The sequence below is a fragment of the Streptomyces sp. NPDC056222 genome (assembly GCF_042264065.1).
GTDB lineage: Bacteria > Actinomycetota > Actinomycetes > Streptomycetales > Streptomycetaceae > Streptomyces.
Genome location: NZ_JBHJTL010000063.1, coordinates 1 through 14,883, shown reverse-complemented (window position 1 = coordinate 14,883; position 14,883 = coordinate 1). Strand labels below are relative to the sequence as shown.

The following is a 14,883-nucleotide window of genomic DNA, read 5'->3' as shown; positions in this document are numbered from 1 at the left end:
CGGCCACCCCTGTGGACAACGGGGCGAAGAGGGCAGGCGGGAGCCGGGGAGCCGTGCCTCCCGTGGCCGAGCGGGTGATCAGGGAGGGACCCCTCGGCAACTACCCCGGATAGACCGGCGCGGAGCCCGCGACCTTGACCATCCGCTGCCAGTTCGCGCCCGGCATGAGACGCACGATGCCGTCGTTGCCCGAGTCGGCGACCACCGGAGCGCGCTCGTCGTTCGGCGCGGCGACGGCCGTCACCCCGTTCAGGCCCGGCAGAACCGAGGCCGTCGAGGTCGCGCCGTCCGTCTGGATGTAGCGGATCTGCTGGACTCCGCCCGCCTCCTTGCCGACCACGACAAGCCTGCTGGGACCGGCCCAGGACACGGCGGTGACGTTCTCCATCCGCGGCGCGACGGGCTGCAGATCCACGACCGACACGGTCTGCTGCGTCCCGCCGCCCTCCCGCTCCACCCGGCCGATCTTCAGGGTGGTGCGGCCTTCCTTCTCCTTGAGCAGCAGCGCGATCCGCACGCCGTCCGCGGAGACCCGCAGCGACTCGACCCGGGCCCCGTCCGCGAGCCAGGGAGCCCGGACCTCGACGGGCTCCCCGTCACCACCCGGAACCATCCACAGGCGCGGCTTCACCGGGTCGCGGTCCGCCACCCACAGACCGCCCCGACCGTCCCAGCTCGGCGCGGACAACCGGTCCTCGGGCCGGACCGCACCACTCGACACCAGCGCGGGAGGCAGCTCGTCGTCGGAGAGGATCGACGCCACGCGCAGCTCCCGCCCGTCCTTGCCGACCCCGGCCGCCCGGCTCTCCTCACGGTCCACCGCGACCGACCGCAGCGGCATCGCGCCCTTGCCGAAGGGACCGAGCGTCGCGTCCGCCTCCGCGTCCTCCTGGCCGCCGACCGGCAGCGTCTTCACCATGCCGTGCTCGTCGACGAAGAACGGGTTCTCCGCCCTGCCCGAGTCGTGCACCGGGGCGAACTCCTCCGCCTGCGCCTTCGACAGCACACACAACCGCCCGCCGTCGGAGCCCCGCTGCAGCTCCACCTGCTCGACCCGTACGGACGTCAGATCGCCGAGTGTGAACAGCAACTGAGCCGCCATCCGCCGGCACACTTCCCCGCCCACGCGGTCGGCCTTGGCGTTGAGAGGCACCTTCAGCGTGGACTGGTCGTCCGTCGTCAGCGAGGTGACGCCCTCCTTCAGCTCCGTACCGGAGGGAAAGCGCGAATCCACCGCCGGCTTCAGCCAGTTCGTCGGGCCCTCGAGCAGCGCCTTGACGGTCTGGGTCACCGGATCCATCCGGGTCACCGGGTCCTGCCGCTGCCGGATGTACACCGGGTCGGCGACGACCCACTCCTGCCCCGAGGCGAAGTAGTACTTGTTGACGGAGCGGTAGTTGCGCTGGAAGTCGGCCTCGCTGAGCACAAGGCCCGGCGGCAGGTGGTCGATGCGCCACTCCTTGCCCTTGCCGTCCGCGGAGGGCTGCTGCACCACGTGGATGAAGTCCTTGTACTCGGCAGGGCTCATCGGCTGGTACGCGTGCCGCGCGTCCACCGTGGCGATCTGCCGGCCGCGGATCGGATACGACCGCCCCTGGCTCTCCGGGTCCGCGATCCGGTCGGCCTGCTCACGGTCCGGCGCCGTGGTGAGCACGGTGATGCTCTGCCCGGGCTTCCAGGTCCGCGCGGCCTCCTTCGTCAGATACTTCCGGGCCGTGGCGAAACCGGGATCGTCGCTGGTCATGGCCTCGAGGAAGCCGTCGACGATCTCGTCGGGCTCCGCGTTCTCCCGCGGCTGCACGGCGTACACCCGGACCTGCGAGTCGCCCGGATTGGACGCCTTCACACTGCTTACGTCCCCGCTGTCGGGCATCGTCGCGCAGCCGGTCGCCAGCATGCCGCCGCAGGCGAACAGCACGCCTGCCCGCACGGCACCGGACGACCGCTGCCCTCGAGAGTCAGCGCTCACCTGTTCCGTCCTCCCCCTCGGCGTTCGCCGACGCCATCGCCTCACCGCTGTCGGCCTCGGACGCCGTCCGTGCGACCACCCTCGCACCATTGCCCGGCAGAGCCGTCGGATCCACCGTGGCCCGCGGCACCGTCGGCAGCCGCGGTGGCACCGGCAGCGCCGGACGGTCCCCCGCGGGCTGTACCGGCAGGTTCACCCGGCGTGCCCCGCTCTCCTGCCCCCGCCCGGCGGCCGCCTCGGCCGCCGCCTGCTCACGATTGCGCCGCGAGTCCTCCGGCTCCAGCGGGATCGGGGATCCGCGCAGGGGCTCGTCCGCCGTCCTCGGCAGGGTGAGCCGGAACTGCGAGCCGCCACCGGGCTCGCCCCACGCCTGGAGCCAGCCGCCGTGCAGCCGCGCGTCCTCCACCGCGATCGACAGGCCCAGGCCCGTACCACCGGTGGTACGCGCGCGTGCCGGGTCCGCCCGCCAGAACCGGTTGAAGACGCGGGTCGCCTCGCCAGGCTTCAGACCCACGCCGTAGTCCCGTACGGCCACGGCGACGGCGCCGCCCGCGGCGGCCAGCCGGACGATCACGTCCCGGCCCTCGCCGTGCTCGACGGCGTTGACGACCAGATTGCGCAGCACCCGCTCGACCCGGCGGGCGTCCGCCTCGGCCACGACCGGCTGCTCGTCGCCGACGACCACGATCCGGCCGCCCTTGCGCTCGGCGAGCGGCTCCGCGCCGCCGATGACCCGCCGGACGACCTGGCGCAGGTCTATCGGCTCGGCCTCCAGCGCCGCCGCTCCCGCGTCGAAACGGCTGATCTCCAGCAGATCGGCGAGCAGCGACTCGAAACGGTCGAGCTGGTCACCGAGGAGCTCGGCGGAGCGCGCGGTGACGGGGTCGAAGTCGACCCGCGCCTCGTGGATGACGTCCGCCGCCATCCGTACCGTCGTCAGCGGTGTACGCAGCTCGTGCGACACGTCCGAGACGAACCGCCGCTGCATCCGCGAGAGCTCCTCCAGCTGCTGGATCTTCAGCTGAAGGCTCTGCGCCATCTTGTTGAAGGCCTCACCGAGCCGGGCGATGTCGTCCTCGCCGGTGACCTTCATCCGCTCCTGGAGACGGCCGGCGGAGAGCCGCTCGGCGATCCCCGCCGCCATTCGCACCGGCGTGACGACCTGGCGCACCACCAGCCAGGCGATGGCGCCGAGCAGCACGACCACGAACAGCCCGGCGGTCGCCAGCGTGCCCTTCACCAGGCCGAGGGAGTCCTCCTCGTGCGTCAGCGGGAAGAGGTAGTACAGCTCGTACTGGGTGCCCTCGGCGTCGTTGAGCCGCTTGCCGATGACGAGCCCGGCCTCGGAGTCCTTGCCGTTGGTGTAGTGGATCCGGGTGTACGTCTGGAAGGTGCCCGCGCCCTTGCCCACGGATTGCCGCAGGTCGTCGGGGATGCTCGTGGCCGGGTCGACCTCGCCGGAGGCACGGGCGCCCCGGCTCGCGGGCCCGTCCGAGTCCTCGAGCGACAGCGCGACCACGTTGAACGCGCTCTGGCCACCACTGGCGAGCTGCTCGACCAGCGTGGAGCGCCAGGTCAGCGAGGCACCGGCCCGGCCGCCGTCCTGCCCACCGGGCACGTACGGCGTCGTCGCGGCCTTGTCCTGGGCGGCCGAGAAACCGCCGGCGGCCTGACTCTGGGCGGCCTGCTCCTTGGCGTCGCGCAGTCCGTTGCGGACCTGGCCTATGACGACCAGGCCGAGCAGCAGCACCACACCGAGTGACATCAGCAGGGTGCCCGCGACGACCCGAAGCTGGATATTGCGCCGCCACAGCCGCACGGCGGGCAGCAACGGACGGCGCACCCAGCGTGCGAAGAGCCGGAGCACCGGTCCACCCGGTGCCCCGTCCTGGAGCAGGCGTCCGCCATGGAACAGACGGCCGAATCGCGAGCCCCCCCGCCTCGGTCCGGCAGTCCGCCCCGACCGGACTCCCGGTTCCCCGGGCTTCGGAGCAGTACTGCCTATGCTCATGTCAGCTCGGCCCCGCCTTGTAACCGACACCCCGAACGGTGACCACGATCTCCGGGCGCTCCGGGTCCTTCTCGACCTTCGAGCGCAACCGCTGGACATGCACGTTCACCAGCCGGGTGTCGGCCGCGTGCCGGTAGCCCCAGACCTGCTCGAGCAGGACCTCACGGGTGAACACCTGCCACGGCTTACGGGCCAGCGCGACGAGCAGATCGAACTCGAGCGGCGTCAGGGCGATGGACTGCCCGTCCCGCTTCACCGAGTGACCGGCCACGTCGATGACCAGATCGCCGATGGCGAGCTGCTCGGGCGCGGGCTCCTCCGACCTCCGCAGCCGCGCCCGGATACGGGCGACGAGCTCCTTCGGCTTGAACGGCTTGACGATGTAGTCGTCGGCCCCGGACTCGAGACCCACCACCACGTCGACGGTGTCGCTCTTGGCCGTGAGCATGACGATGGGCACACCGGACTCGGCCCTGATGAGCCGGCACACCTCGATGCCGTCCCTGCCGGGCAGCATGAGGTCCAGCAACACCAGGTCCGGCTTGGCCTCACGAAATGCGGCAAGCGCCTTGTCGCCGTCCGCTACGAACGACGGCTCGAACCCTTCACCCCGCAGCACGATGCCGAGCATCTCGGCCAGTGCGGTGTCGTCGTCGACGACAAGAACGCGTCCCTTCATATCGACATCATCCCATTTCCGTATCAGTCTCTAGGCGGCTGGTGAGATACCTCACTGACCAGCGGTGACGTCCGTGATTGCGCGCCGTTAGCCGCCGGTGTCTGTGGGTGTCGATGTCAGACATGGATGTCACGCCCGTGGCCCCCGATGTGGTCGCCCAAAACCGTACCTTGCGCAGTGGACTCCAGCCCATGCCCCAGGACCACAAGAAGTGAGCAGCTCACCCTCCGCGCCCCCCGCTCCAAGATGCGGTGAACCGGGGACGGCGGTGAGCATGGAGGGGGGCCCACCCTGGTCTCCCGGCGGGAGAGGCCATGAACGACTACCCTCCGATCGCGGATCATGGGCTGGTGGGCGACCTGCAGACTGCGGCGCTGGTGGCCTCCGACGGAACGGTGGACTGGTGGTGCACGCCGCGGTTCGACTCGCCCAGCCTGTTCGCGTCACTGCTCGACAGCGATCGGGGTGGCTACTGCCGTCTCGCCGCTGATCTCGGGGAACGGACCACGGTGCGCCAGCTGTACCTGCCCGACACGCCCGTTCTCATCACCCGCTTCATGGCCCCGCAAGGTGTCGGAGAAGTCATCGACTTCATGGAGCCCATCGCCGCGACCGTCCCCGCCGACAGGCACCGGCTCATCCGTGTCGCCCGGGTGGTCCGCGGCAGCCTTCCCTTCGAACTGGTGTGCCGGCCCCGCTTCGACTACGGCCGCGCGACACACACGCTCAGCCGTCTCGACGACGACAGCGTCGTCTTCCACGGCCCGGACACCGACCTGCACGTCCAGGCGGCCGGGCCGGTGACGCTCCACGCCGACGGCGTCGACGTCACCGCCCGTTTCACCTTGAACGCCGGGCAGAGCGCCGCAGTGATCCTCACCAGCGAGACGGGCGAGCCGGGCTCGCGCAGTGAATACCCCGGCGGGCCGCTGCCGACCGAGGAAGAGGTGACGGCGAGACTCGATGCCTGCCGTGACTTCTGGCTCAGATGGCTGCGGTCCTGTCGCTACAGGGGACGCTGGCACGAGATGGTCGTCCGTTCCGCGATCACCCTCAAGCTGCTCACCTACGCACCGACCGGTGCTCCGATCGCGGCAGCCACCATGGGCCTGCCCGAGGAGATCGGTGGCGAGCGCAACTGGGACTACCGCTACACCTGGGTACGGGACGCGTCCTTGTCTGTGCGCGCTCTGATCGACCTCGGTTTCACCACCGAGGCAGAGGCGTTCCGCCGGTGGATGCGCGAGCGACTGGAGTCCGGGGGCACCGCGTCGGGCGAGCCCTTGCAGATCATGTACCGCGTGGACGGCGAGCCTCACCTGACCGAGGAGGTCCTCGACCACCTGGAGGGCTACCGGCGCTCCGCCCCGGTCCGGGCCGGCAACGCGGCCGCCGACCAGATCCAGCTCGACATCTACGGCGAGGCGGCCTACGCACTCGCCCAGGCGGACGACATCGGAGGACTCCGTGGCTGGCGTGTGTTCGCCGGGCTCGTCGACTGGCTGTGCGACAACTGGGACCGCCCGGACGAGGGCATCTGGGAAACCCGCGGCGGGCGCCAGAACTTCACCTTCAGCCGCCTGATGACCTGGGTCGCCCTCGACCGCGCCATCCGGCTCGCCACCACCCACTCCCGCCCTGCCGACCTCCTCCGCTGGCACGACGTCCGCGACACCGTGCTCCAGCAGATCACCGAACGGGGCTGGAGCGAGGAACGCGCGGCCTTCGTCCAGCACTACGACACCGACGTCCTCGACGCCTCGCTGCTCCTTATGCCCCGCGTCGGGTTCGTGTCCCCCACCGACCCCGACTGGATCAGCACGCTCGACGCCATGGGGGAAGAACTCGTCAGCGACAGCCTCGTCTACCGCTACGACCCGGCGGCTTCGCCCGACGGACTGCAGGGCTCCGAGGGCACCTTCAGTCTGTGCAGCTTCCTCTACGTCGAGGCTCTCGCCCGTTCCGGCCGCGTCCACCAAGCCCGCTACGCCTTCGACAAGATGCTCACCTACGCCAACCATGTCGGCCTGTTCGCCGAGGAGATCGGTCCCTCCGGAGAGCAACTCGGCAACTTCCCGCAGGCCTTCACTCATCTCGCGCTCGTCGCCGCAGCCCTCGCCCTCGATGAGGAACTCGACCGCGCCGACCGGTCGGACGCCTGAGCCGCCCGCCCCGAAGAGAGGCCAGGTCCCGTGACCGAGGATGCCGCCGCCAACGGGCGTGCCCGCCCCGCCCGTGCCGGTACACGGATGCTGGCACCGCTCGCGCTGGCGCAGTTCATCTGCAGCTTCGCCGGTTCCAACATGAACGTGATGATCAACGACATCAGCCACGACCTGGACACCACCGTTCAGGGCGTACAGGTCGCGATCACCGTGTTCCTCCTGGTCATGGCCGCCCTGATGATCCCTGGCGGCAAGGCGACCGACCTCTTCGGCCGCAAACGCTGCTTCCTCGTCGGCCTCGTCGTCTACGGCATCGGCGCTCTCCTCAGCGCCGCGGCACCAGGACTCGGCGTGCTGATCCTGGGCAACTCCATCCTCGAAGGCGTCGGTACAGCCCTGCTCATCCCGCCGGTGTACATCCTCACCACGCTGCTGTTCACCGACCTCACGTCCCGAGCCCGCGCGTTCGGAGTCATCATGGCCGCCGGCGGCGTGGGAGCGGCCGCAGGGCCGTTGATCGGCGGGCTCATCACCTCGGCGATCAGCTGGCGGGCCGCATTCGCCTTCCAGGCGCTGGTGATCGCGCTGATCATCGCGCTGAGCCGCACCATCACCGACCCCCTGTCGCCCGATCCCGACCGTCACTTCGACGTCCGAGGCGCCGTCCTGTCCGCCGGCGGGCTGGTTCTGGTCGTCATGGGCATCCTCGCCGCTGACAACAACCTGGGCCTGATGCTCGGCCTGCTTGCCGCCGGCCTTCTCGTACTGGCGTGGTTCGTGCACTGGATCCGCAGCGAAGAACGCGCCGGAAGAGAGCCGCTGCTGTCCACCAGCCTCTTCCGAGACCGCACATCCAACCTCGGACTGGTCACCCAGAACGCCCAGTGGCTGCTGCTCATGGGCACCTCGTTCACCGTCGCCACCTACCTCCAGGTCGTACGCGGCTACGACGCCATCGAGACGGGCGTCATCTTCACCGCGGCCACCCTCGGAGTGCTGGCCTCCTCACTCGCCGCGGAACGCCTCGCCAAACGCCTCCCGCAGCGCACCCTGATCATCACCGGGTTCGCCCTCGCCATCGTCGGCATCGCCGTCCTGCTCGCCCTGGTCGCCGGCACACCGAACCCGTGGGCATTCGCCCCCGGCCTGCTGCTGATCGGCCTGGGGCTGGGCGTCATGCTCACCCCGTCCGTGAACGTGGTCCAATCCGCCTTCCCCGAAGATCAGCAGGGCGAGATCTCCGGCCTGTCGCGGAGCGTCTCCAACCTCGGCTCCACCTTCGGCACCGCCATCGCCGGCACCATCCTGGTCGCCAACCTCACCCAGAACGCCTACGCCGCCGCCATGGCCACCCTCGCGTTCGGCGCCCTCGCCGGTCTCATCACGGCGACACGCCTCCCCCGTACGGCCACCGATGGGCAGACCCCGGCCAACCCCCCGCCTCGGCCACCTGCTGCCGGCTAGCCGCACAAGGACTGCCCGCCGACCGACCGACTCAGTCGCGATCGATCCACTCGCTGAATCTGATCCTCACCTGGTGGTTGTGATCGGTGTGCCAGACGACCACGCCACTGATCTCGCTTCCCAGCGCCGGAAGGCTCGCGCCGTGTGGCATGGAGCCGATGTCCGCCAGGCCGACCGCATGGGGCGCATCGTCGATGCGCAGGAAGACCCCGAAGGGCCTGCAATCGACGACCTGACCAGTGATGCGGGTACCTACGGGCAGTGCGGACACGGTTGCCGACCACGCTCGGCGGATCTGCTCAGGGGTTGGATCGTTGGGCCAGACATCATCTTTCATGCGCCGATCCTGTCAGCGGAATTACGCGCGGGGAATGAGGGCGGCATCAGGCGGGGTCGCTTTCCGAGGGTGCGGTACGGCGCTGCTGCCCTACTTGCTTCGCTGCCGCGTTTCGGGCATGAGCCTCGCGCCGGAGACGACGCTCATAGTCCGCGATCTGGCGGGCGACGGGCAGGCCGGTCTTCATGCGGATCAGCCGTTCGTTCTCACGGTCCACCAGGAAGGGTCCATTGCCTCCGAACCGAGGTCGCCGCCCGCTCCCCCCATCGCCGACCGCGCCCCAGTAGAAGACCCATCCGAACGGGAGCTCCTGCAGACGCAGAATCCCCAGCTCGTACCCGTCGCCGGGGCCGTTCCGCATCTGCGCGATCTCAGCGAGCACCAATCGGCGGGCATCTTGCTGCGTCAGCATCGCTCAATGATGGCGGGCGCCTCAGAGAGCCGCGCCATTCGGCAGCCCCTCCACAACCCCGGTCCGATCCGGAGCACTCGTCCCTGCTCTGCCCGCCGCCGCTGCGGTTTGTGCGCACTGATCAGGCATCCGCCCGGTCTGCCCCCTGGAACGCCCACGATGGAGGAGAGAATGGAGAGACCGGCCCTCGCCCACCGGCGGGCCCCTCGTGGCACGATGGCTCACGGCCCGCCGCCCGGACAGGCGATCGGCCATTGAGACCGTGCCGGCTCGCCGAGCCGGCCCCGCGACCATTCCTCGAGGTGGACGACCGTGAACGACACTCCGGGCTGGACCTCGCCCGGATCTGCTCCCTCCGACGGCCAGGACGGTACCGGGGTTCCCCGGCCCGCGACGCCCGGTGACGCGAACGGCTCCGCCCCCCAGTGGTCCAAGGATCAGCCGCCCGCCGGACAGTGGTCCCCGCCGACGGCACCCGTCCCCGGCCAGGCCCCCGCACCTCAGCCCGGCCAGGGCTGGGGCGGTCCGCCGCAGCCCGGGAACTGGGGCAAGCCGCCGGCCGCCAAGCCCGGAGTGATCCCCCTGCGCCCCCTGGGCATGGGCGAGATCCTCGACGGCGCCGTGTCGACGATGCGCACCTACTGGCGCACGGTCCTGACCATCACGGTCACCGTCGCCGTGATCTCGCAGGTCGCCGACATCCTCGTCCAGCGGTTCCTGGTCCCGACGCCGCCCGAGATCGATCCGAACGCCTCCCCCGACGAGGCCATGGCACAGCTCGGCGACTCCCTGCAGACGTCGCTGATCAGTTCGATCCCCGCGATCCTCATCCTCCTGATGGCCACCCTGGTGAGCGCCGCGCTTCTCACCGTGGTCATCAGTCGCGCTGTCCTCGGCCGCCCTGTCACGATCAGCGCTGCCTGGCAGGAGGCCCGCCCGCGCCTGCTCCGGCTGCTCGGGCTGACCCTCCTGCTGCCTGTCATGAGCGCGGCCATCGTCTTCGTCGCCATGCTGCCCGGGATCCTCCTCGGCGAGGTGACCGACGGCGCGCTCATCGTCCTCGGCGCCATCGCCGGAGTGGTCGTCGTCATCTGGCTGATGATCCGCTTCAGCCTGGCCTCGCCGGCCCTGATGCTGGAGCGCCAGGGCGTCATCCAGTCGATGAAGCGCTCCGCCAGGCTCGTCCAGGGCGCCTGGTGGCGCATCTTCGGCATCACCCTGCTGACCCAGCTGCTGCTCTTCATCGTGGGGATGATCATCACCGTCCCCTTCGCCATCCTCGCGATCGCTGTCGACGGCGAAGGCTTCAGCGGCCTGGTCTCGGGCGACTCCCCCGAGTTCGGCTGGTCGTTCCTGATCATCACCGGCATCGGCGGTGTCATCACCAGCGCGATCACCTACCCGATCTCCGCCGGCGTCACCGTTCTCCTCTACGTGGACCAGCGCATCCGCCGTGAGGCCCTGGACCTCGAACTCGCCCGGGCCGCCGGCCTCCCCGGCTACGGCCCCGCACCCGGCGAACACGCCACCGGGAGCTGACGGGGTGCACATCACGGGGGGCATGATCACGGCGCGGCTGCCGATACGGGACGCCGACGACGTACCGCTGGACATACCCCGCGTCCCCGCCCGGGAGGCGGCGGAGCGGGAGCTGTCCAAGCCGATGTACCACGAGAACGACCCCAGCCTGCTCGAACGCGGCCTCGACCGCTTCTGGGAGTGGGTCGACGACCTCTTCAGCTCGGCTTCCGGGGCAACCCCCGGAGGCGTGCTGGGACTTCTCGTGATCGTCGTGGTCGTGCTCGCCCTCGTCGCCGCCCTCTGGTGGCGGCTCGGCACCCCCCAGCGCACCCCCACGACCGGGGACTCACTGTTCGACGACGGCCCCCGCACCGCCGACCAGCACCGGGTCGCCGCAGCCCGACACGCCTCGGCCGGCCGCTGGAACCAGGCCGTCCAGGAGCGGATGCGGGCGATCGTCCGCTCCTTGGAGGAGCGCACCCTCCTCGACCCGCGCCCCGGCCGCACCGCGGACGAGGCCGCCGCCGAGGCCGGCCGCGCTCTCCCCTCGCACACGGACGAACTCCGCGCTGCCGCCCGCTCCTTCGACGACGTCACATACGGCGGCCGCACAGCCGACGAGCCCGCGTACCGCCGCATCGAGGAACTGGACGTGTCCCTGGAGCGGACCAAGCCCTCCCTCGACACCGCATCCACGGGGGCATCCGAATGAGCCGGCCGCGCACCAGCGCCACCTCGGCCTCCCTCTCCCCCCGCCAGATCTGGGCCCGGACCCGTGGGGCACTCCTCGTGCTCGCCCTGATCCTGATCGGCGGCATCGTCCTGGCGACCGTGCAGTCCTCCGACCACCACGGCCACCTCGACCCCCGCTCCGCCGACCCCAACGGCAGCCGAGCCCTCGCCGAGATCCTCAAGGCCCAGGGCGTCACCGTCCAGGTGGTCACCACCCTCGACGAGGCCACCACCGCCACCGGAACCGACAGCACCCTCCTGGTCACCACTCCGGACCTTCTGACCGAGCATCAGCAGTCCATACTGCACAGCGCCATGACGGAGTCTCACGGCCGCACGGTCCTCATCGGGGCAAGTCACCCCTCCGTCGGCACCCTGGCCCCCGGCGTCACCGTCGCCACCAGCACATCCGTGACGGCCCGTGAACCCCAGTGCTCCCTGCCTGCCGCCGTCCGCGCCGGCAGCGTCGACATCGGCGGCGAGCGGTACACCACCGGGATCGACACGGCCGACACCTGCTACCTCAGCAACGGGATGCCCACCCTGCTCCGGGTCCCGACCTCCGGCGGCGGCGACACCGTGCTCCTCGGCTCCGCCGACTTCCTCTCCAACGAGCGACTCGACAAGCAGGGCAATGCCTCCCTCGCCCTGCAACTCCTCGGCTCCCGCACTCATCTCGTCTGGTACCTCCCCTCCCTCTCCGACACTTCCGTCACCGAGGGCGACCCCGAAGGCGAGTCCCCCGACAGCGCCGCCGAGAGCTTCCTTTCGCTCATCCCCTCGGGCTGGCTGTGGGGCACCCTCCAACTCGCCGTCGCCGCCGCCCTTGCCGCCGTCTGGCGAGCCCGGCGCCTCGGCCCACTCGTGACCGAACGTCTCCCGGTCGCCATCCGGGCCTCCGAGGCGACCGAGGGCCGCGCCCGCCTCTACCGCAAGGGCAACGCACGCGACCGGGCGGCCGCCGTACTGCGCACCGCGACCCGCGCCCGGATCGCCCCACTCCTCGGCGTCGCCACCCAGGACGCCCACTCCCCCGAGACCCTGCTCCCCGCGATCTCCGCCCGACTCCCAGAGAACGCCGCAGACCCGCGGGACCTCCTCTTCGGCCCGGCTCCCGCCGACGACGCCGCTCTCATCCGCCTGGCAGACCAACTCGACGCCCTCGAAAGAGAGGTACGCACCTCATGAGCGCCCCGACCCCCGAGACCGCTACGAACTCGGACGCCCGCGCCTCCCTGGAGGCCCTGCGCACCGAGATCGCGAAGGCGGTGGTCGGCCAGGACCCCGCCGTCACCGGACTCGTCGTCGCCCTGCTCTGCCGGGGCCATGTCCTCCTCGAAGGAGTCCCCGGCGTCGCCAAGACGCTGCTCGTCCGTGCGCTCGCGGCCACTCTCGAACTGGACACCAAGCGGGTGCAGTTCACCCCCGACCTGATGCCGAGCGACGTCACCGGTTCCCTGGTCTACGACGCCCGTACCGCGGAGTTCTCCTTCCAGCCCGGTCCTGTCTTCACCAACCTGCTGCTCGCCGACGAGATCAACCGGACACCTCCGAAGACGCAGTCCTCCCTCCTGGAAGCTATGGAGGAACGCCAGGTCACCGTCGACGGCACGCCCCGCCCGCTGCCCGACCCGTTCCTGGTCGCCGCGACCCAGAACCCCGTCGAGTACGAGGGCACTTACCCCCTGCCCGAGGCGCAGCTCGACCGCTTCCTCCTGAAGCTGACCGTCCCGCTGCCCTCCCGCGAGGACGAGATCAACGTCCTGACCCGGCACGCGAACGGCTTCAACCCCCGCGACCTCCAGGCCGCCGGTGTCCGTCCGGTCGCCGGCCCCGCCGAACTCGAGGCCGCCCGCGCCGCCGTCGCCAAGACCTCGGTCTCCCCCGAGATCGCCGGCTATGTCGTCGATATCTGTCGTGCCACGCGTGAATCCCCCTCGCTCACCCTCGGTGTCTCCCCCCGAGGTGCCACCGCCCTGCTCTCCACCGCCCGCGCCTGGGCCTGGCTCACCGGCCGGGACTATGTCACCCCGGACGACGTGAAGGCCTTGGCCCTGCCCACCCTGCGTCACCGCATCCAGCTGCGGCCCGAGGCCGAGATGGAGGGCGTCACCGCCGACTCCGTCATCAACTCGATCCTCGCCCACGTCCCCGTACCCCGCTGAGAACGGCGCCCCATGGCCCTCACCGGACGAACCGCACTGCTCGCCGCCCTCGGATCGCTCCCCGTGGGCATCCTCGCCCCCAGTTGGACGGGGATGCTCGCGGTGAACGCGCCCCTCTCACTCGCAATTCTGTGCGACTACGCGATGGCCGCGCCAGTGCGAACGCTGCAGTTCACCCGAAGCGGTGACACAACAGTTCGACTGGGTGACGGGGCAGAGGTGCAGCTCACCGTCACCAACACCTCACGACGCCGCCTTCGCGCCCAACTCCGCGACGCCTGGCCGCCGAGCAGCTGGCTCCCGGGCACCGACCAGGCCGCGTCCCGCCAGAAGCTCGCTGTGCCTGCCGGCGAACGCCGCCGGATCACCACGGCCCTGCGCCCCACCCGCCGCGGTGACCGTCACGCGGAGCGGGTCACCGTCCGCTCCTACGGCCCCCTCGGCCTGGCCGCCCGCCAGGGCAACCACACCGTTCCCTGGACGGTCCGCGTGCTTCCTCCGTTCACCAGCCGCAAGCACCTGCCTTCGCGTCTGGCCCGCCTCCGCGAACTCGACGGCCGCACCAGCGTCCTCACCCGCGGCGAAGGCACTGAATTCGACAGTCTTCGCGAGTACGTCCCCGGTGACGACACCCGTTCCATCGACTGGCGAGCCACGGCCCGCCAGACCACCGTCGCCATACGCACCTGGCGCCCCGAGCGCGACCGCCACATCCTGATCGTGCTCGACACCGGCCGCACCTCCGCGGGCCGCGTCGGAGACGTCCCGCGCCTCGACGCCGCGATGGACGCCGCTCTGCTCCTCACCGCCCTCGCCTCCCGCGCCGGCGACCGCGTCGACCTCCTGGCCTACGACCGCCGACTGCGCGCCCAGGTTCAGGGCCGCTCGGCCGCCGATGTACTGCCGGCCGTGGTCAACGCCCTGGCCCCGCTCGAGCCCGAGCTCGTGGAGACGGACGCCCGCTCCCTGGCCGCCACCGCGCTGGCCCGAGCCCCGCGCCGCTCACTCCTCGTCCTGCTCACCAGCCTCGACGCGGCCCCGATCGAGGAGGGCCTTCTCCCGGTCCTCCCTCAGCTCACTCAGCGCCACACGGTCCTGATCGCCTCTGTCGCCGATCCGCACACGGCCGCCATGGCGGCGAGCCGCGGCACGATCGACGGCGTCTACGAGGCCGCAGCCGCCACCCAGGCCCAGGCTCAGCGCCACCGTACGGCGGACCAACTCCGTCGCCACGGCGTCACGGTCGTGGACGCCACTCCTGACAACCTCGCACCAGCACTGGCAGACGCGTACCTCGCACTGAAGGCGGCCGGCCGCCTCTGAATACGACTGTGTGGGCTCCCCTTGGGGAGCCCACAGCTGGCACTCAACTGGCCCTGAACGCAGAAAAGCCCCGCACCATAAGGTGCGGGGCTTTCCCACAATGAT

At 70.7% G+C, this 14,883-nt stretch carries 12 protein-coding genes; 7 read left to right on the top strand and 5 right to left on the bottom strand.

The genetic code is table 11. The features are described 5' to 3' along the window. Nucleotides 1-100 precede the first annotated feature (100 nt). Genes ACFC0D_RS25895 through mtrA form a run of 3 tightly spaced genes read right to left on the bottom strand, consistent with a single transcriptional unit; the run spans nt 101 to nt 4,659 of the window. Nucleotides 101-1,969 carry an LpqB family beta-propeller domain-containing protein gene (locus tag ACFC0D_RS25895; protein WP_376440409.1) on the bottom strand — a complete coding sequence of 623 codons (1,869 nt, stop codon included), beginning with the start codon at nt 1,967-1,969 and terminating at the stop codon, nt 101-103. Then, nucleotides 1,959-3,980, bottom strand: a complete 2,022-nt coding sequence (gene mtrB / locus ACFC0D_RS25890; RefSeq protein ID WP_376440406.1) for an MtrAB system histidine kinase MtrB — start codon at nt 3,978-3,980, stop codon at nt 1,959-1,961. Before mtrB ends, ACFC0D_RS25895 begins: the two co-directional genes overlap by 11 nt. Nucleotide 3,981: 1 nt before the next feature. Then, nucleotides 3,982-4,659 (bottom strand): two-component system response regulator MtrA, encoded by a 678-nt coding sequence (gene mtrA, locus ACFC0D_RS25885; RefSeq protein WP_009333493.1) that lies wholly within the window; start codon nt 4,657-4,659, stop codon nt 3,982-3,984. A gap of 314 nt (nt 4,660-4,973) precedes the next feature. Here mtrA and ACFC0D_RS25880 point away from each other — a divergent pair, with 314 nt between their 5' ends. Together ACFC0D_RS25880 and ACFC0D_RS25875 are read left to right on the top strand one after the other, a co-directional pair. Further along, entirely contained in the window at nt 4,974-6,821 is a 1,848-nt protein-coding gene (locus ACFC0D_RS25880; RefSeq protein ID WP_376440404.1) for a glycoside hydrolase family 15 protein, read from the top strand. Between the two features lie 87 nt (nt 6,822-6,908). Further along, a complete protein-coding gene (locus tag ACFC0D_RS25875; RefSeq protein ID WP_376440467.1) occupies nt 6,909-8,288 on the top strand; it encodes an MFS transporter in 1,380 nt (459 codons plus the stop codon). A 31-nt stretch (nt 8,289-8,319) separates the two neighbouring features. Here ACFC0D_RS25875 and ACFC0D_RS25870 read toward each other — a convergent pair whose 3' ends face one another. Both ACFC0D_RS25870 and ACFC0D_RS25865 read right to left on the bottom strand, forming a co-directional pair. Beyond that, complete coding sequence (locus ACFC0D_RS25870) at nt 8,320-8,625, bottom strand: hypothetical protein (RefSeq protein WP_376440401.1); 306 nt, start codon at nt 8,623-8,625, stop codon at nt 8,320-8,322. Nucleotides 8,626-8,671: 46 nt separating this feature from the next. Next, a complete protein-coding gene (locus tag ACFC0D_RS25865) occupies nt 8,672-9,037 on the bottom strand; it encodes a hypothetical protein (RefSeq protein WP_376440399.1) in 366 nt (121 codons plus the stop codon). Nucleotides 9,038-9,349: 312 nt separating this feature from the next. On the opposite strand from ACFC0D_RS25865, the gene ACFC0D_RS25860 reads away from it, so the two are divergent. Genes ACFC0D_RS25860 through ACFC0D_RS25840 form a run of 5 tightly spaced genes read left to right on the top strand, consistent with a single transcriptional unit; the run spans nt 9,350 to nt 14,778 of the window. Then, on the top strand, nt 9,350-10,576 hold the full coding sequence (locus ACFC0D_RS25860) for a hypothetical protein (protein ID WP_376440397.1): 1,227 nt from the start codon (nt 9,350-9,352) through the stop codon (nt 10,574-10,576). A 4-nt stretch (nt 10,577-10,580) separates the two neighbouring features. Next, entirely contained in the window at nt 10,581-11,270 is a 690-nt protein-coding gene (locus tag ACFC0D_RS25855; RefSeq protein ID WP_376440395.1) for a DUF4129 domain-containing protein, read from the top strand. Then, nucleotides 11,267-12,478, top strand: coding sequence for a DUF4350 domain-containing protein (locus ACFC0D_RS25850; RefSeq protein WP_376440393.1), 1,212 nt, complete (start codon nt 11,267-11,269; stop codon nt 12,476-12,478). The genes ACFC0D_RS25855 and ACFC0D_RS25850 overlap by 4 nt, the downstream gene beginning before the upstream one ends. Continuing rightward, nucleotides 12,475-13,455: an AAA family ATPase gene (locus ACFC0D_RS25845; RefSeq protein WP_376440390.1), complete on the top strand. Its 981-nt coding sequence runs from the start codon at nt 12,475-12,477 to the stop codon at nt 13,453-13,455. The genes ACFC0D_RS25850 and ACFC0D_RS25845 overlap by 4 nt, the downstream gene beginning before the upstream one ends. Before the next feature lie 12 nt (nt 13,456-13,467). Then, a complete protein-coding gene (locus ACFC0D_RS25840; RefSeq protein ID WP_376440387.1) occupies nt 13,468-14,778 on the top strand; it encodes a DUF58 domain-containing protein in 1,311 nt (436 codons plus the stop codon). Nucleotides 14,779-14,883 lie beyond the last annotated feature (105 nt).